Source organism: Nocardioides sp. SRI_004, assembly GCF_057586415.1.
Genome location: NZ_JBYCZV010000004.1, coordinates 88,341 through 104,222, shown reverse-complemented (window position 1 = coordinate 104,222; position 15,882 = coordinate 88,341). Strand labels below are relative to the sequence as shown.

The window sequence follows — 15,882 nt, the reverse complement described above, 5'->3', positions numbered from 1 at the left end:
GGTCCCTTGCTGGTCTTGACGGAATCGAACAAGTGTTCGCCATGGTACGGCGTGGAGGCAAGCCGCCACGCAGGGATCCACCCTCTCACCCACCGCCGACAACCACATTTCAGCGGCATGATGGGGACGTGACCCTCCACGTCCAGGCCGCGACGCAGCGGCTGCTGCACACGGTCGACCGCCTCCCCGACAGCGCCTGGTCCGGGCCCAGCCACTGCACGGGCTGGTCGCGCGCCCACGTGATCGCCCACCTCGCGCTCAACGCGGAGGCGCTGGCCGGCGTGCTCCGCGGGTTCCGGGACGGCGTGCCGACGACGATGTACCGCTCCGACGAGGCGCGCGACCAGGACATCGACGACCTCGTGGCCGTCGCGGGCACCTCACCGGCGGCCGTCCGGGAGCGCTTGCGCACGGCCGTCGCCGCGTTCGCCGACGTGGTCGCCGTCGCCGACGGCCTGCCGAAGGACGCGACCTTCGAGCGGACCCCGGGCGGCCGCGTGGTGCCCGGACGCGCCGTACCCTTCCTCCGGCTGCGGGAGGTCGAGATCCACCACGCCGACCTGGACGCGGGCTACACCGCCTCCGACTGGCCACCGGACAACGCGATGTCCTTCCTCAGCAACGACGCACGGCAGTACCGCGGTCCCGGCTTCCACGCCGTCGCCACCGACGAACCGGCCCGGTGGACCTTCGGCGAGACCGACGCGACGTCGCCGACGGTGAGCGGCCCGCTCGGTGCGCTCGCGTGGTGGGCGACGGGCCGCGACCCGGGGTCGGTACTGTCCAGCACGAACGGGACGCTGCCGACGATGGAGGGACGATGACCTACACCGGAGAGGTGACGCCGGGAGGCGCACCCGACGTACGCGAGCTGCCGGCGCTGACGATCACCAAGCTGGCGGTCGACGAGAAGATGTCGAACAACTGCTACCTCCTCACCTGCCGCTCGACGGGCGAGAACCTCCTGATCGACGCGGCGGACCAGCCGGAGACCCTCTTCCAGGTCGCCGACGGCGCGATCGCCACGATCGCCACCACCCACCAGCACTGGGACCACCACCGCGGCCTCGCCGAGCTCGTGAAGCTGACCGGGGCCACCACCGTCGCCGGCGAGCCCGACGCGGACGCGATCATCGAGCAGACCACGGTCCCGATCGACCGCCGGGTCGTCGACGGCGACACCGTCACCGTGGGCGACTGCACGCTCGAGATCATCCGGATCACCGGCCACACCCCCGGCTCGATCTGCCTGCTCTACCGCGACCCCGAGGGCCACGGCCACCTGTTCACCGGCGACTCGCTCTTCCCGGGCGGGGTCGGCAACACCTTCGGCGACGCCGCCGCCTTCGCGACGCTCATCGACGACGTCGAGACCAAGCTGTTCGGCACCCTCCCGGACGACACCTGGTTCTACCCCGGCCACGGCAACGACTCGACCCTCGGCAACGAGCGGCCGCACCTCGCGGAGTGGCGCGAGCGCGGCTGGTGAGCAGCCCCGGCGACGAGCTCGTCCCCCTGTACGACGAGTCGGGCCGCCCCTCCGGCGAGGTGGTCACCCGCCGCGAGATGCGTGCGCGCAACCTCCGCCACGCGGCGACCGCGGTCGTGGTGCGCAACAGCGTCGGTGACGTCTACGTGCACCGGCGCACCGACACCAAGGACGTCTTCCCCGGCCGCCACGACTTCGCCGCGGGCGGGGTGCTGCAGGTCGGCGAGGCGCCGTACGACGCCGCGGTCCGCGAGGCCGAGGAGGAGCTCGGCGTCACCGGGGTCCCGCTGGAGCCGCTGGGCGAGGCGGACTACGCCGACGACCACACGTCGTACCACGCGTTCTGCTTCACCTGCGTGTACGACGGCCCGATCACCTGGCAGGCCGAGGAGGTCGCCTGGGGCGCATGGGTCCCGGTGGCCGAGCTGCGCGCGATGGTCGAGCGGGAGGAGTTCGTGCCGGACACGCTGGCGCTGCTCTGGCCGCTCGACCGTTCGTCCAGTTGAGCCGGAGCTGGGGCGGGACGTCATACGAAAGGGTCGCCCCGGCGGCCGCTCCGTATGACATCCCGCCCCAGACCAGCAGGAATCTCCGGGACGTCATGCGAATCGGTCGCCCGGGGGCTCGCAACGTATGACATCGCGGCTCCGCCACCGTGGGAGCGACAACCGGGTCCCGTAGGACGACGAGAACGACGACCCTACTCAGCGACCCGGCGGTTGTGGCACGCTCGCCGCGTGACCTCCGTGACCTCGCTCGCCACCGCCATGTTCACCGTCGCCGACCAGGACGCCGCGGTCGGGTTCTACACCGACACCCTGGGCTGGGAGCTGCGCTCCGATGTCGGCTTCGGCGAGGGCGACACCGCCGGGCGCTGGGTCGAGGTCGCTCCGCCCGGCTCGGTCGCGGTGCTGGCGCTCAATGTCGCCTGGGACGGCTCGGCGCCCGGCGGCGGCGCCGTCGGGGTGGAGGCCACCGATGTCCGGGGCGAGCGCGACCGGCTCGAGCAGGCGGGCGTCGCGGTCGGCGAGCTCATGGGCGGGGAGGGCCCGGTGCCGCTGATGTTCTCCGTCAGCGACGCGGACGGCAACACGATCTGGGTGGTCGAGGCGCCGCCCGTCACGCCGGGGGCGTGAACCCCGCCCGCGCCTTCGCCACCTCGTCGCGGGTCACGCAGCCCTCGGCGTGGTCGTTGACCAGCCCCATGGCCTGCATGAACGCGAACGCCGTCGTCGGCCCGACGAACCTCCACCCGCGCTTCTTGAGGTCCTTCGACATCGCGATCGCGGCGGGCGAGGTGGTAAGTGTCTGCGGCTCCCCCAGCTCGGCGAGGTCGGGCTCGAAGGACCAGAAGTAGGCGGCGAGCGAGCCGCGCTCCGCCACGAGGTCCAGCGCGCGGCCGGCGTTGTTGACCACCGCCTCGATCTTGCCGCGGTGGCGGACGATCCCCGCGTCGGCGAGCAGGCGGGCGACGTCCTCCTCGTCATAGCCTGCGACGACGGACGGGTCGAAGTCGGCGAACGCCGCGCGGAAGGCCGGGCGCTTCACCAGGATGGTGCGCCAGCTGAGGCCGGACTGGAAGCCCTCGAGGCTGACCTTCTCGAAGAGGCGCTGGTCGTCCACGACCGGGAAGCCCCACTCCGTGTCGTGGTAGGCGGGGAACTCCGGGGCGGAGGTCGCCCACGCACAGCGCAGAACGCCGTCGGGGCCGGGCAGCACGCTCGTCATGCGACGAACTGTGCCACCCGGCCCCGACAGGCCGATCAGCTGATCGAGGTGATCTGGGAGATCAGATCGCGCGGACGTTCTCCGCCTGCAGGCCCTTCTGGCCCTGCGTCACGTCGAACTCGACGCGCTGCTCCTCGGCGAGCGACTTGAAGCCGCTGCCGGCGATACCGGTGTGGTGAACGAACACGTCGGCGCCGCCGCCGTCCTGCGCGATGAAGCCGAAGCCCTTGGTGTCGTTGAACCACTTCACGGTGCCCTGTGCCATTTTTCTGCTCCTTGTGTGTCATCCCGGAAGCCACGCGAACCGGATTGGACGCGCGGGCTGAAGCCAACTGAACGCGCCTCGTGGAATGACCAGGTGGAGCTACAACAGTGAACCGGACGCCGGCGAGATGGCCCGGCGTCAAGACAGGGCCGACGAATCGGTCCCCTTCAACACGACGAGGCTATCAGGCAAGTCCTCGCGGCGCTCCATTCCGAGGTCCTAGTGTCAGCCCATGGCGTTCACCCCGAGGCAGGTCCGGGCGATGGGCCTCATCGCCGACACCTTCGCGACCGGCGGCGACGGCGTCCCGTCGCCCACCGAGGTCGGCTCCCACGAGCTCGCGCTCCGGATCGCGGAGGCCAACCCCCGCGCCGGCGAGGTGCGCCAGCTCAAGGCCCTGCTCGACGCGTGGGACACCCGTGCCCTCGGCCTCGCGCTGACCGGGCGACCGCGACTGTTCTCGCAGCTCAGCCAGGCCGAGCGCGAGGCCGTCCTCCTGTCGCTCTCCGACTCGCGCGTCGGCGCCAAGCGGGCCCTCTTCCAGGGACTCAAGGGCGCCTCCCTGCTCCCCTACTACATGACCGGCGGCCCGGCCCTGTGGGAGGGCATCGGGTTCCCCGGTCCGCTCGGCGTCCGCGCGGACCCGCCGCCGGCGACGATCACCCCGTTGCCCGTCGCCCGCGACACCGACCTGTCGTGCGACGTCGTCGTCGTGGGCAGCGGCGCCGGCGGGGGTACGGCGGCGGGCGTGCTCGCCGCGGCCGGGCTCGACGTCGTCGTACTCGAAGCGGGCGGGTTCCACGACGAGCGCCACTTCGACGGCGGCGAGGAGACCGGCTTCCTCGAGCTCTACGCGCTGGCACCGCAGGCCACGGCCGAGGGCCAGGTCCAGCTGGTCGCCGGGCGCGGACTCGGCGGCGGCACGGTCGTCAACTACACGACGTCCTTCCGCACCCCCGACCACGTCCGCGCGGAGTGGGCGTCCCACGGTGCGACGCAGTTCTCCGGCCCCGAGTACGACGCCTCGATGGACGCCGTCTGCGCCCGGCTCGGCGTCAACACCGACCACGACAAGGCCGCGCCGCGCGACGCGATCCTCGAGCGGGGCGCCCGCGGCCTCGGCTGGGACGTCGCGGCGATGCCCCGCAACGTCGACGGGTGCGACCAGGACGTCGAGTGCGGGCGGTGCGGGATGGGCTGCCGGCTCGGCGCCAAGCAGTCGACCGCCAAGACCTGGCTCGCCGACGCCGCTGCCGCCGGTGCCCGGATCCTCACCGGCGTCTCGGTGCGCACGGTGAGCACCAGCTTCGGCCGCGCGACCGGCGTCGTCGGCAGCACGGCCGAGGGCCACCGGGTCAGGGTGCGCGCCCGTGCCGTCGTCGTGGCGGCCGGTGCCATCCAGACACCGGCGCTCCTGCAGCGCAGTGGCCTGGCCAACCCCAACATCGGCCGCTACCTGCGCCTGCACCCCGCCACGGCGGTGTGGGGCCGGATGGACGAGCCGGTCGACGGCTGGGTCGGCGCCATGCAGAGCCGCTACGTCGACGCGCTCACCGACCTCGACGGCACCGGCTACGGGGTGCTCTACGAGACCGCTCCCCTGACCCCTGCCTTCGGCACCGGCTTCGTGAACTGGCGCGGCGCCGACGACTTCCGCCGCCGGATGGAGGAGCTCAAGCACACGCTCGGGGTCGCCGTGATCGTGCGCGACCGCGACCCCGGCGGGACCGTCCGGATCGGCCGCGACGGCGAGCCCGTCGTCCGCTACCAGCTCTCCCCGCGCGACACCGACCACCTCGTGCAGGGCCTGGTCGGCGCGGCCCGCATCGCCGAGTCCGCCGGCGCTGACTGGATCGCCTCCACCCACCACCGCACCGTCAGCTACGAGCCCGGCCGGCGTGGGTCCGTCGCGACCTTCGAGGCCGATCTCCGCGCGGCAGGGGCGGCTCCGGCGACGATGGCGCTCGCGGCGCTGCACATCATGGGCACCGCCCGGATGGGCGGCTCCGCCGCCGGCTCGGCCGTCGACCCCGACGGCCAGACGTGGGACGTCCAGGGCCTGTACGTCGCCGACGCGTCCTGCTTCCCGACCGCCTCGGGCGTCAACCCGATGATCTCCATCGAGTCCATCGCGCACATGACGGCCACCCGCCTGGCGGCGAAGCTGGGCTGAGCGCGGCGGCGGGCTCAGAGGGCGAGCAGGTGCTCCTCGAGACTGGCCGCCACCCGGGTCCCGAGCAGCTCGATGCCGCCCGCGAGGAGAGGCGTCGCCAGCTTCGCCGCGCCCTTCGGCCTGAACTCCGAGCGGTAGGTGACCGTCGTCGTCTCCGGGCCGGACGCGAAGCTGATCGTGTCGCGAAGGTCCATCCCGTTCGCGGTCCCCGTCAGCTCGAAGACCCGGTACGGCTCGTACTGCACCACCTCGTAGTCGACCGCCACCTCGCGGCCGAGCAGGCGGCTCACGTTGTGGTACGTCGTCCCGACGCCGCCGTCACCCGAGGTGCAGACGGTGGAGACGGTGGGCGGGTCCCACTGCTCGGTGGTGGTGAAGTCGGTGAGGTAGGTCCAGATGGCCTGGACCGGCCTCTCGACGGTGATCGTGCGCTCGACGGTCGGCATTCCGCGGAGGTACCCGGCATGGCAGCCGCCATCCGACCTCCCGCAGGGCTGTCTTGCCGCCCGACAGCCGCAACCACGCACCCATCCCGACTGCGCGCGCGGCAGCGTGGCGCCACCGCGGCGAAGCCGCATCGGAGGCAAGCGTGGGTCCGAAGGGTCTGCGCGCCGCCTTCGATCTGGCGACGCGCTCGCGCCAGTTCAGCTGTACGTGACCTTGACGTGGTCGGTGAGCGGGACCGACTGGCAGCCGAGCCGGATGCCGTCGTCCAGGTCGTCCTTGTCGAGCACGTCGTTGTAGATCATCTTGACGTCGCCCTCGAGCAGCCGGATGGCACAGGCGGAGCACTCGCCCTCGCGGCACGAGTACGGCGCCTTGACGCCCTTCGACTCGAGGAAGTCGAGCAGCTTGGTGCGCGGGTCCCAGTCGTCGAACGTGAACTCCTCGCCGTCGAGCTCGACCTCGACCTTGACCGGCCCGGTCGGGCCGTCCGCGAACACGTCGGCGGCGGAGCCGTCCTCGTCCGACTCGGCGAGGGCGATCTCCTCCTCGGCCGCCTGCACCTCGGCGATGTCGCCGAACGGGTTGCCGCCGAGCGAGACGAACTTCTCCTGGTGGCGCAGGCTGCGCGGGACCTCGAGCTCCTTGAGGACGGTGGTGACCATCTTCATGAAGGGCGCCGGGCCGCACACGAAGGAGTCGTAGCCGCCGTACTGAGACGAGAAGGCCTTCATCTGGGCCTCGGTCGGCAGGCCCTGGACGGACTCGAGCCAGTGGATGACCTGCAGGCGGTCGGGGAACTCCTGGGCGAGCCGGGTGAGCTCGTCGGCGAAGATGACCGACTTCTCGTCACGGTTGGCGTAGAAGACGACGATCCTGCCGGAGCCGTGCGCGAGCGCCGTGCGGGTGATCGACATGATCGGGGTCACGCCCGAGCCACCGGCGAAGAGCAGCAGGTCGGCGTCGAGCGAGGCGGGCGTGAAGATGCCCGACGGCGGGAGGACCCGGAGCGTGTCACCCACCGACAGGTTGTCGCAGATCCAGTTCGACGCGTAGCCGTCGGCGGTGCGCTTGACGGTGACGGTGAGCGGGCCACCGTCGTGCGGGCTGCTGGACAGGGAGTAGCAGCGGGCGGCGATCCCGGTCTGGTCGCTCGGGACGGCGACGGTCAGGAACTGGCCCGGCTTGTAGTCGAACGTGTCCTCCGCGCCGGCCGGCACGGCGAAGCTGATCGACTTGGCGTCGGCGGTCTCCTCGACCACACCGACGACATCCAGGACGAAGGACTCGATGTCCACGGAACTCCCCTGTAGAAAGACGACATTTGGCGGGGCTCAGTACCCGTCGTGCGCTCCGACCGGGACGACCCCGTCCCGAACGGCCCCATCGATGCTAGCCATCAGACGAGGGCACGGCTTGTGCATGTCCCGCCCAGCGGGCGCTTCGCCTCGTCGCTGGAACTCTTGACAATCGGACCTCGACTGTCCAGTCCACTGCACGGAGGTGTGGTGGTCGCTGTTCTTCTTGACCCGGACCCGGGCCAGGCAGTCCATGCACGCCACCTCGACGAGGCGCTCCTCGGTGTAGCGCCGGAGGTCGGCGAGGGTCTCCTCGCTGGTCGGGACGAAGGAAGCCATGTCAGCCGCCGGTCAGGCGTCCGCGGGCGCGGCGGCCTCGTCGGCCGCACGCTTGGCGAGGTTCTCGGCGACCTCGGCGTGCCAGTACTCGTTGGCCTTGGTGGTGTCGACCTCGAACTCGAAGCGGTCGACCATCTCGGGCTTGATGTCGGCGACGTCGACGTAGAACTGCTCGTACCAGCGGCGCAGCTGGTAGACCGGGCCGTCCTCCTCGCACAGCAGCGGGTTCTGCACGGCGACCTTGTTCTCCCAGATGGCGACGTCCTGGAGGAAGCCGTCGCCGAAGGACTCGGTGTAGCGCTCGGCGATGTAGTTGCACGTCTTCTCGTCCAGGCCCTCCGGCTTGCGCACGCTGATGCCGTACTGGAGCGTGAACGAGTCGGGGCCGGTCGGGATGTGGCAGTTGATGAGGATGACCTCGGTGATGAAGCCCTTGTAGTCGACCTCGAGCCAGTTGATCATGTACGACGGCCCGTAGTAGGTGGCCTCCGATTTGAGCGTCGAGTTCTCGTCGCCGTACCCGCCGCCCATCGTGTCGGGGCGGCCCTTCGACTCCATGAACTGGGTCGCGGTGTGGCCGTCGAAGATGTTGCGGAAGCTGGTCGGGAAGGCGAAGTGCACGTAGTAGAAGTGCGCCATGTCCGCGACGTTGTCGATGAGCTCACGGCAGTGGGAGCCGTTGATCTCCCGGGTGTGCCACGACCACGGCGTGTACTTGTCGGTCATCACGTCCGGCAGCTCGGGCGGCAGGATGTCGTGGTCGGCGGCCGAGCCCTCGGGGTCGTGCCAGATGAGCAGCTGGCCGTTGCGCACGACGGTCTCGTAGCGCTGGGTCCGCGCCCGCAGCGGCACCCGGCGCGCGTACGGGATCTCCTTGCACTTGCCGTCGCCACCCCAGCGCCAGTCGTGGAAGGGGCACGCGACGTTGTCGCCCTTGACCTCGCCCTGGGTCAGGTCGCCGCCCATGTGGCGGCAGTAGCCGTCCAGCACGTTGAGCTCACCCGAGCTGTCGGCCCACACCACGAGCTTGGTGCCGAAGCCGTGGACGGCGTGCGGCTTGCCGTCGGAGAAGTCCGAGGCCAGTCCCAGGCAGTGCCACCCACGCGCGAAGCGGATCGGCGCGGTGCCCTGATCGAGAAGTCGGCTGTCGCTCATGTAGAACACGTTACAGTTTTGGCGTTAGGGTGACAACAACCAGGCGGCCCGACCCGCCTGAAATCATCGTCACAGGAGAGCCGATGCACATCGACCTGGAGCCGCAGCAGGTAGCGCTGCGCGAGGAGCTGCGCGCGTACTTCGCCGAGCTCGTCACCCCCGAGATCCGCGCCGGGCTGGCCTCGGCCACCGGCGAGTTCGGCGAGGCCGGCGTCTACAAGGACGTCATCCGCCAGATCGGCAAGGACGGCTGGCTCGGCATCGGCTGGCCGAAGGAGTACGGCGGCCAGGCGCGCTCCATGGTGGAGCAGCTGATCTTCACCGACGTCGCCGCCATCGCCGGCGTGCCGATCCCCTACCTGACGCTCAACACCGTCGGCCCGACGATCATGCGCTTCGGCAGCGACGAGCAGAAGGAGTACTTCCTCCCGAAGATCCTCGCCGGCGAGCTGCACTTCTCGATCGGCTACTCCGAGCCGGGCTCCGGCACCGACCTCGCATCGCTGAAGACGAAGGCGACCCTCGAGGGCGACGAGTGGGTGATCAACGGCCAGAAGATGTGGACCTCCCTCATCCAGTACGCCGACTGGCTCTGGATGGCCTGCCGCACCGAGCCCGACGCCCCGCGCCACAAGGGCCTCTCGATGATCCTCGTCCCGGCCGACGCGCCGGGCGTGTCGTACACGCCGGTGCACACGGTGGCCGGTGTCGGCACCTCCGCGACCTACTACTCCGACGTCCGCGTCCCGGCCTCCAACCTGGTCAGCGAGCGCGGCGGCGGCTGGGCGCTGATGACCAACCAGCTCAACCACGAGCGGGTGGCGCTCACCTCGGCCGCTCCCCTGGTCCACTCGCTCCAGCTCGTGAAGGACTGGGCCGCCGAGACCCGCAACCCCGACGGCCGCCGCGTCATCGACACCGAGTGGGTGCAGATCGCCCTCGGCCGGGCGCACGCCCGGGTCGAGGCGCTGTCGCTCATCAACTGGAAGCTCGCCGCCGACGCCGACCACGGCGTCGCGCTGTCGCCGGCCGAGGCGTCGGCCACCAAGATCTACGGCTCCGAGCTGGCGACGGAGGTCTACCGCTCGCTGATGGAGATCGTCGGGCCGCACGCCGGCATCACCGGCGACTCCCCCGGCGCCGCCCTCGCCGGGCGCCTCGAGCGCTTCCACCGGTCGTCCCTGGTGATGACCTTCGGTGGCGGCACCAACGAGATCCAGCGCGACATCATCGGCTACGTCGGCCTCGGCCTGCCTGCCGCCAAGCGAGCCTGAGGAGCTGACATGGACTTTCTCTTCACCCCCGAGCAGGACGAGGCCGCCGAGCTGGCGGCGCAGATCCTCGCCGACAAGACCACCAACGAGCGGCTCAAGGAGGTCGAGGCCGGCGGCGACCGGTTCGACCGCGAGCTCTGGGCCACGCTCGGCGATGCCTTCGACTGGACCGAGCTCGACCTGATCATGCTCGCGCGCGTGCTGGTCGAGTGCGGCAGGCGCGTCGCGCCGGTGCCGCTGGCGGTCCACGCCGCCTGCATCAGCGTCCTCGGCGACGCGGTCGACCCGTCGCTGCTGTACGCCGCCGCCGTCGCCGAGGAGCGGGCGCACCTGCCCGCCTCGCCGACCGCCACGGCGGACGCCGAAGGCGCGCTCACCGGCACCAAGACCCTCGTGCGCGCCGGCATGGCCGCCGACGCGCTGCTCGTCACCGCGACCGGGCCCGACGGCCCGGGCGTGTACCTCGTCGACGCGACGGCGACCGGTGTCGAGCGGCAGGCGCAGAAGACCAGCGACGGCGACGTCGCCGCGCTGGTCACGCTCACGAACGCCGCGAGCACCCGGATCGGTGGGGCCGAGACGACGTCCCGCCTGAACCAGCTCCTGGTCGCGCTGTCGGCGGCCGAGCAGCTGGGCGTCACCGAGGGCGCCCTGCGCCTGACGTCGGAGTACGCCAAGACCCGCGAGCAGTTCGGCCGCCCGATCGGCACCTTCCAGGCGGTGTCGCAGCGCCTCGCCGACGGCTTCATCGACGTCCTCGGCCAGCGCCTGACGCTCTGGCAGGCGATCTGGCGCCTGCAGGAGGGTCTCCCGGCCGAGACCGAGGTCGCGACCGCGAAGCTCTGGGCCGCCGACGCGGGCCACCGGATCGCCCACACCACCGTCCACGTGCACGGCGGCGTCGGGATCGACCTCGACGGCGAGGCGCACCGCTACTTCACCAGCGGCAAGCGGTTCGAGTTCCTCTTCGGGGGCGCCACCGAGCAGGCTCTCGCCATCGGCCGCTCCTTCGCGTGACCGTCCGGGACCTGCTTCTCGCCCGCGCCGAGGACGACCGTCCGGCACTGCGCTGGCGGGAGGCAGGATCCGTCGCCTCCCTGTCGTGGCGTGAGTACGTCGCCGCCGCGGCCCGCCTCGCAGCGGAGCTCGGGTCGCGGCTCGACCCAGCGCGACCCCCGCACGTCGGCGTGCTGCTGCCGAACGGGCCGGCCTTCGCGCTGCACCTCGCGGCGGCCGGCCTCGGCGGCCACGTGCTCGTCGGGCTGAACTCGACCCGCCGCGGCGAGGCCCTCGAGGCCGACGCCGCCAGGGCCGACTGCCAGCTGGTCGTCGACTCCCTCGACGTGGCGCTGGGCGCGCTGCGCAGCAGGGAGACCGTCGCGCCGCCGGTCGCCGATCCGGCGCCGGACAGCCTCTTCATGCTGATCTTCACCAGCGGCACCAGTGGCTCGCCCAAGGCCGTCCGGGTGACCCACGAGAAGATCACCGGTCCCGGCACCCACCTCGTCGGCCGGCTCGGGCTGACCCCGGACGACGTCCACTACATCGCGATGCCCCTGTTCCACTCCAACGCGGTCATGGCCGGGTGGGCGCCGGCCCTCACGACCGGGGCTGCGTTCGCGGTCGCACCGTTCTCGGCGAGCGGCTTCCTTCCCGACGTACGCGACTTCGGCGCGACCTACGCCAACTACGTGGGCAAGCCGCTGACCTACGTCCTGGCCACCCCCGAGCGGCCCGACGACGCCGACAACCCGCTGCGCCTGGTGTTCGGCAACGAGGCCAACGAGGGCGACATCGCGGCCTTCGCGGAGCGGTTCGGGTGCGAGGTCGTCGACTCGTACTCGTCCACCGAGAACGCCGTCATCGTGCAGCGCCGCCCGGGGATGCCCGCCGGGAGCCTCGGCCTGCCGCTCGACGGGATCAAGGTGCTGTCCAGCGAGACCGCCGAGGAGACGCCTGATGCCGTCTTCGACGCGACCGGGCGCCTCACCAACCCGGACGAGGCGATCGGCGAGCTGGTCAACACCACCGGTCGCGGTGCCTTCGCCGGCTACTACAACGACGACGACGCCGAGGCCGAGCGGATGCGCGGCGGGATGTACTGGTCCGGCGACCTCGCCTACCGCGACGCCGACGGCTGGGTCTACTTCGCCGGCCGGACCGGGGACTGGCTACGAGTCGACGGCGAGAACCTCGCCGCGGCACCGATCGAGCGGATCCTGCTCCGACACCCCGCCGTCGCCGAGGCGGCCGTGTACGCCGTGCCCGACGAGAAGGTCGGCGACCAGGTCGCCGCGGCACTCGTCCTGCGTGGGTCGCTCACGCCCACCGAGCTCGAGGAGTTCCTGGCCGACCAGGACGACCTCTCGTCGAAGGCCTGGCCGCGCTACGTGCAGGTCGTGGCCGACCTCCCGCGGACCGCCACCAACAAGGTGCTCAAGCGCGCGCTGGCCGCCGGCGGGGTGCCGGCGCCCGGGACCGCATGGCTGCGCGCGTCCCGCGGGACGTCGTACCGCTGACGCGGGGGCTACTCGTCGTCGCAGTGGTCGAGGGTCGAGCGGTCCTCGACGGAGCCGTCGGCGACGACGACCTGGTCGGCGTCGAGGTCGCGCAGCTGGTCGGGCGTGAACGAGACCTGGCTCGCCTCGGCGTCGGCGCCCGAGTCGGACGCGTTCAGGACATAGGTCCGGCCGTCCTCGAGCTCGGGCGCCTCGGGGCCGGTCCAGCCGTCCTGACGGCCGTCGAGGGTCAGCTCCACGGTGCCCGTCCGTCCACGGTCGGCCCGCCACGTGCCCAGGACCGGGTTCGGCTCGTCGTCATCGAGGCCGGTGCGATCGCCCAGCAGCTCGATCGTGTCGACCTCGCCGTCGCAGACCCGGACGACGGCCACCGCCCGGCCCTCGTCGTCGACGCCGATGCCCGCCCAACCGACGATCTGCGCGTCGACGGAGTTGCCGCAGGCGGTCAGGGCCGTGCCGGTGACGGCGAGGAGGACGGCGAGGAGGACGGTGCGGACGGGGGTACGGCGCTGGGTGGTGTTCATGAGCCCGATCGTCGAGGCTGGGAGCTCCGTGCGGTTGAGTACGGCTGCTCAGAATCAGGGCAGCAGGGCTGCCGCGCGGCCCCGCAGACCCACCGCGAAGAAGCCCTCGTCGGTGTCGGTGTACCAGACCTGCCGGCGGGCGATGTCCCACGCCGGCTGCGACATCGCCGAGGCGCCGTCGGGACCCGGCTGGTTGAAGTAGCCGACCTCGCGCGGGTGGGCCAGGTCGGAGATGTCGAAGAGCCGGAGCCCGGAGCCGATCATCGAGCAGGCCGCGATCCGGGGGTTCGAGCGCGTCGGCACCGAGCAGTAGTGCCCGGTGTAGCTGCGCACGATCGACGACGCCCCGGGGTCCTTCATGACGTCGGCGCGGATCGCCGGGTCGTGCACGTCGAGGCGCACGTTGGACACGACGACCGGCGCCCGCGGGTCGGTCACGTCGATGATCCGGGCCGCACCGACCGGGCTGGTGGCGGAGTTGAACTTCGTGATGTCGCCGAACAGGTCGCTGAACTCGTCGACCTCGAGGACGTAGCGCCGCGCGCCGCGGACGAAGGGCTCCGCCACCTGCGGGATCGACGACTCCTCCCACGTGAGCCGCGAGAGCGTGCGGATCTGCGGGTTGGCGCGGCGGTCCTGGACGTCCGACACGTCGAGGATGTCCAGGCCGGCACCGTCGAGGAAGTTCGCGTCGCGGCCGCTGGGGCTGCCGATGTTCGCGACGTACATGGTGCGGCCGTCGCCGGACAGGCGCAGGCCGTGGTAGACCACGCCCGTCTTCGTCTTCAGCGTCCGCGGGCGGCGCGGGTCCGTGAGGTCGACCGCGGTGAGGGTGAAGCCGGCCGCGCCGGCGGTCCAGAAGGTCTTGCCGTCCGGGGCGAACCCGCTCTCGTGGCCCATCACGCCGGAGAGCGTCGTGGACATGAGGCGCGGCTTGCGGCAGTCGCGGCTGACGTCGTACACGTCGAGGACGCCGGGCGCCGTGGCCAGCGTGCCCATCACGGCCGCGAGCAGGCCCCGCTTCTGGTTGACGAGCAGCGACTCGTGCGGCTGCAGCATCGCCGGGGTGATCAGGTTGGCCGTCCTCACCGGCTTGGCGGGATCGGTCATGTCGAGCACGACGACGCCGAGCCCGGCACCTCCGGTGAGCAGGCCGGGGACGTTGAGGCCGACCATCAGCGCCGAGTCGTAGTAGGCGCAGGTGCGGCCGGTGACATCGGTGTACCGCTGCACCTTGAAGCCGCCCGAGCCGAGCACGGAGCGCTTGCCGTGGTGGCCGACCTGCACGGTGTTGCAGCGGTAGCCCCGGGCCGCGCGTCCGGACTCGTAGTCGGCCTTCGGGACGCGGCCCTGCTCGGCGGTCTCGGTGAGGTCGCCGGCCGCGCAGGTCGCCTCGGGTACGCCGCCGAGCGGCAGCTCGGCCTGGGACGACCCGGCCGTGACCACCGCGCCGCTGACGACCAGCGCCGCGGCGGCACCGGCGAGCAGCAGCCGCCGTACAGCGTGCTGGGAACGCCCCGCCGGCGGAGCGTCGTGAACCGTCTGGTCTGCCATCTCGACCCCCATGTCGCGTCCGGCGCGCCTCCCGCCGCCGGGTCGGGCCCACCCTGACACGGTGACGACGGTCACGTCGACCGTTCCGAATGACGGTTTGCCGAAAACCGGTCACGGGAGCCGCGGCGTTGCTGCACCATGGCGGCTGACCCGCGGAGGGCGGGTCGCTGCAGGGATCGGGAGCACATGGACGACGTACAGCAGGGCGGGCAGCCCGACGAGGACGGATCGGGTCCGGCGGACACCGCAGCACCGCTCCGCAGGCGACGCTGGGCGCTCGCCAGTGCGGGCCTCGCGACCCTCGCGGCGGCCTCCACGGGACTCGCCCTCGCCCTGACGGGCGGCGACGGGGGCGCAGGTGCCTCGGCCGACGAGCTGCCCTCACCCCGGTCGATCACCCGCGACGGAGTCACCTACGAGGTCGGCCTGATCTCGCCTGCGGCCGCGGCCCTCGACCCGGACGACCCGAAGGCCGTGACCGTCTACGTGTTCGCGGGTGAGAGCGCGGAGCAGCCCGAGTGCTCGATGCTCGAGCCCCGGGCGCGGATCGTCGAGCAGACGTCGAGCGCCGTCCGGATCGCCACCTACGTCTACCGGGTCCCGATCGAGGGCGACGAGTCGATCTCGTGCGGGTTCGTCACCAGCACGCCCGGCGCGGACTACCGGGCGATGACCATGCACCTCAGCGAGCCGCTGGGTCAGCGTCGCCTCGTCGACGAGCAGTCGGGCGAGGACATCGGCCATCTCGAGCACGACTACGAGCCCACCCCGGGATGGCTGCCGAGCGGCTTCGCGCCACGGGACCGCGACCCGATGCTGGATCTCTACTCAGGATTCACACCGGAGGGCGACTTCCGCGTGAGCCGCCAGTACGTCCGTGGCCGCGACGGCTTCCTCGATGTCGACGTCCGGTCGTCCACCGGCTGCTGCGAGATGGGCGACGCGGTGTCACACGCCGACGTCGGCGGCCACGAGGCGACCATCACCGAGAACGACTACCACCGCTGCGTCAGCTGGTCGCCCCTGCCCGGCATCGTCACGGACGTGTGCTCCACGATGACGTTGCTGCCGGCCGACGACCTGCTCCGCGTCGCCCGTAGCGTCCCGGAGCCCTGAGCGA

At 71.6% G+C, this 15,882-nt stretch carries 16 protein-coding genes; 9 read left to right on the top strand and 7 right to left on the bottom strand.

Annotated features, from left to right (window positions below; all coding sequences use genetic code 11):
- Positions 1–128 precede the first annotated feature (128 nt).
- From AC2YHB_RS06375 to AC2YHB_RS06360, 4 genes are all read left to right on the top strand, one after another.
- Positions 129–824 (top strand): maleylpyruvate isomerase family mycothiol-dependent enzyme, encoded by a 696-nt coding sequence (locus AC2YHB_RS06375; protein ID WP_179651429.1) that lies wholly within the window; start codon positions 129–131, stop codon positions 822–824.
- Complete coding sequence (locus AC2YHB_RS06370; RefSeq protein WP_179651430.1) at positions 821–1,489, top strand: MBL fold metallo-hydrolase; 669 nt, start codon at positions 821–823, stop codon at positions 1,487–1,489. The genes AC2YHB_RS06375 and AC2YHB_RS06370 overlap by 4 nt, the downstream gene beginning before the upstream one ends.
- A complete protein-coding gene (locus tag AC2YHB_RS06365; RefSeq protein WP_308645685.1) occupies positions 1,486–1,995 on the top strand; it encodes an NUDIX hydrolase in 510 nt (169 codons plus the stop codon). The genes AC2YHB_RS06370 and AC2YHB_RS06365 overlap by 4 nt, the downstream gene beginning before the upstream one ends.
- A gap of 231 nt (positions 1,996–2,226) precedes the next feature.
- Positions 2,227–2,625, top strand: a complete 399-nt coding sequence (locus AC2YHB_RS06360) for a VOC family protein (RefSeq protein ID WP_308645686.1) — start codon at positions 2,227–2,229, stop codon at positions 2,623–2,625.
- On the opposite strand, the gene AC2YHB_RS06355 is transcribed toward AC2YHB_RS06360, so the two are convergent.
- Positions 2,609–3,217 (bottom strand): DNA-3-methyladenine glycosylase I, encoded by a 609-nt coding sequence (locus tag AC2YHB_RS06355; protein ID WP_036545961.1) that lies wholly within the window; start codon positions 3,215–3,217, stop codon positions 2,609–2,611. The two genes, AC2YHB_RS06360 and AC2YHB_RS06355, sit on opposite strands and share 17 nt — an antisense overlap.
- 61 nt (positions 3,218–3,278) lie before the next feature.
- A complete protein-coding gene (locus tag AC2YHB_RS06350) occupies positions 3,279–3,482 on the bottom strand; it encodes a cold-shock protein (protein ID WP_036545964.1) in 204 nt (67 codons plus the stop codon).
- 232 nt (positions 3,483–3,714) lie between these two features.
- Here AC2YHB_RS06350 and AC2YHB_RS06345 point away from each other — a divergent pair, with 232 nt between their 5' ends.
- Complete coding sequence (locus tag AC2YHB_RS06345; protein WP_179651431.1) at positions 3,715–5,655, top strand: GMC family oxidoreductase; 1,941 nt, start codon at positions 3,715–3,717, stop codon at positions 5,653–5,655.
- 14 nt (positions 5,656–5,669) lie between these two features.
- Here AC2YHB_RS06345 and AC2YHB_RS06340 read toward each other — a convergent pair whose 3' ends face one another.
- The 3 genes from AC2YHB_RS06340 to AC2YHB_RS06330 all read right to left on the bottom strand — a co-directional run bounded on the left by AC2YHB_RS06340 (position 5,670) and on the right by AC2YHB_RS06330 (position 8,891).
- Complete coding sequence (locus AC2YHB_RS06340; RefSeq protein WP_179651433.1) at positions 5,670–6,101, bottom strand: SRPBCC family protein; 432 nt, start codon at positions 6,099–6,101, stop codon at positions 5,670–5,672.
- Positions 6,102–6,299: 198 nt separating this feature from the next.
- Complete coding sequence (locus AC2YHB_RS06335) at positions 6,300–7,397, bottom strand: ferredoxin--NADP reductase (protein WP_179651435.1); 1,098 nt, start codon at positions 7,395–7,397, stop codon at positions 6,300–6,302.
- 351 nt (positions 7,398–7,748) lie between these two features.
- Entirely contained in the window at positions 7,749–8,891 is a 1,143-nt protein-coding gene (locus AC2YHB_RS06330; RefSeq protein ID WP_036545975.1) for a 3-ketosteroid-9-alpha-monooxygenase, oxygenase component, read from the bottom strand.
- An 83-nt stretch (positions 8,892–8,974) separates the two neighbouring features.
- On the opposite strand from AC2YHB_RS06330, the gene AC2YHB_RS06325 reads away from it, so the two are divergent.
- From AC2YHB_RS06325 to AC2YHB_RS06315, 3 genes are read left to right on the top strand one after another with little or no spacing between them, the layout of a single operon-like run.
- The gene (locus AC2YHB_RS06325; protein ID WP_179651437.1) at positions 8,975–10,165 is read left to right on the top strand and encodes an acyl-CoA dehydrogenase family protein; all 1,191 of its coding nucleotides are present in this window, start codon (positions 8,975–8,977) and stop codon (positions 10,163–10,165) included.
- Positions 10,166–10,174: 9 nt separating this feature from the next.
- Positions 10,175–11,182: an acyl-CoA dehydrogenase family protein gene (locus tag AC2YHB_RS06320; RefSeq protein ID WP_179651439.1), complete on the top strand. Its 1,008-nt coding sequence runs from the start codon at positions 10,175–10,177 to the stop codon at positions 11,180–11,182.
- Complete coding sequence (locus AC2YHB_RS06315; protein ID WP_179651441.1) at positions 11,179–12,684, top strand: AMP-binding protein; 1,506 nt, start codon at positions 11,179–11,181, stop codon at positions 12,682–12,684. The genes AC2YHB_RS06320 and AC2YHB_RS06315 overlap by 4 nt, the downstream gene beginning before the upstream one ends.
- Before the next feature lie 8 nt (positions 12,685–12,692).
- Here AC2YHB_RS06315 and AC2YHB_RS06310 read toward each other — a convergent pair whose 3' ends face one another.
- On the bottom strand, positions 12,693–13,208 hold the full coding sequence (locus AC2YHB_RS06310; RefSeq protein ID WP_179651443.1) for a hypothetical protein: 516 nt from the start codon (positions 13,206–13,208) through the stop codon (positions 12,693–12,695).
- A gap of 54 nt (positions 13,209–13,262) precedes the next feature.
- Positions 13,263–14,762: an LVIVD repeat-containing protein gene (locus AC2YHB_RS06305; protein ID WP_487353673.1), complete on the bottom strand. Its 1,500-nt coding sequence runs from the start codon at positions 14,760–14,762 to the stop codon at positions 13,263–13,265.
- 186 nt (positions 14,763–14,948) lie between these two features.
- Between AC2YHB_RS06305 and AC2YHB_RS06300 the strand changes: the two genes are divergently transcribed.
- On the top strand, positions 14,949–15,878 hold the full coding sequence (locus AC2YHB_RS06300) for a hypothetical protein (RefSeq protein WP_179651447.1): 930 nt from the start codon (positions 14,949–14,951) through the stop codon (positions 15,876–15,878).
- Positions 15,879–15,882 lie beyond the last annotated feature (4 nt).

Coding starts and splice junctions, on each gene's coding strand:
- AC2YHB_RS06310 (WP_179651443.1), bottom strand. CDS start 13,208: ATGAACACCACCCAGCGCCGTACCCCCGTCCGCACCGTCCTCCTCGCC.
- AC2YHB_RS06320 (WP_179651439.1), top strand. CDS start 10,175: ATGGACTTTCTCTTCACCCCCGAGCAGGACGAGGCCGCCGAGCTGGCG.
- AC2YHB_RS06350 (WP_036545964.1), bottom strand. CDS start 3,482: ATGGCACAGGGCACCGTGAAGTGGTTCAACGACACCAAGGGCTTCGGC.
- AC2YHB_RS06305 (WP_487353673.1), bottom strand. CDS start 14,762: ATGGCAGACCAGACGGTTCACGACGCTCCGCCGGCGGGGCGTTCCCAG.
- AC2YHB_RS06370 (WP_179651430.1), top strand. CDS start 821: ATGACCTACACCGGAGAGGTGACGCCGGGAGGCGCACCCGACGTACGC.
- AC2YHB_RS06325 (WP_179651437.1), top strand. CDS start 8,975: ATGCACATCGACCTGGAGCCGCAGCAGGTAGCGCTGCGCGAGGAGCTG.
- AC2YHB_RS06355 (WP_036545961.1), bottom strand. CDS start 3,217: ATGACGAGCGTGCTGCCCGGCCCCGACGGCGTTCTGCGCTGTGCGTGG.
- AC2YHB_RS06340 (WP_179651433.1), bottom strand. CDS start 6,101: ATGCCGACCGTCGAGCGCACGATCACCGTCGAGAGGCCGGTCCAGGCC.
- AC2YHB_RS06345 (WP_179651431.1), top strand. CDS start 3,715: ATGGCGTTCACCCCGAGGCAGGTCCGGGCGATGGGCCTCATCGCCGAC.
- AC2YHB_RS06300 (WP_179651447.1), top strand. CDS start 14,949: ATGGACGACGTACAGCAGGGCGGGCAGCCCGACGAGGACGGATCGGGT.
- AC2YHB_RS06330 (WP_036545975.1), bottom strand. CDS start 8,891: ATGAGCGACAGCCGACTTCTCGATCAGGGCACCGCGCCGATCCGCTTC.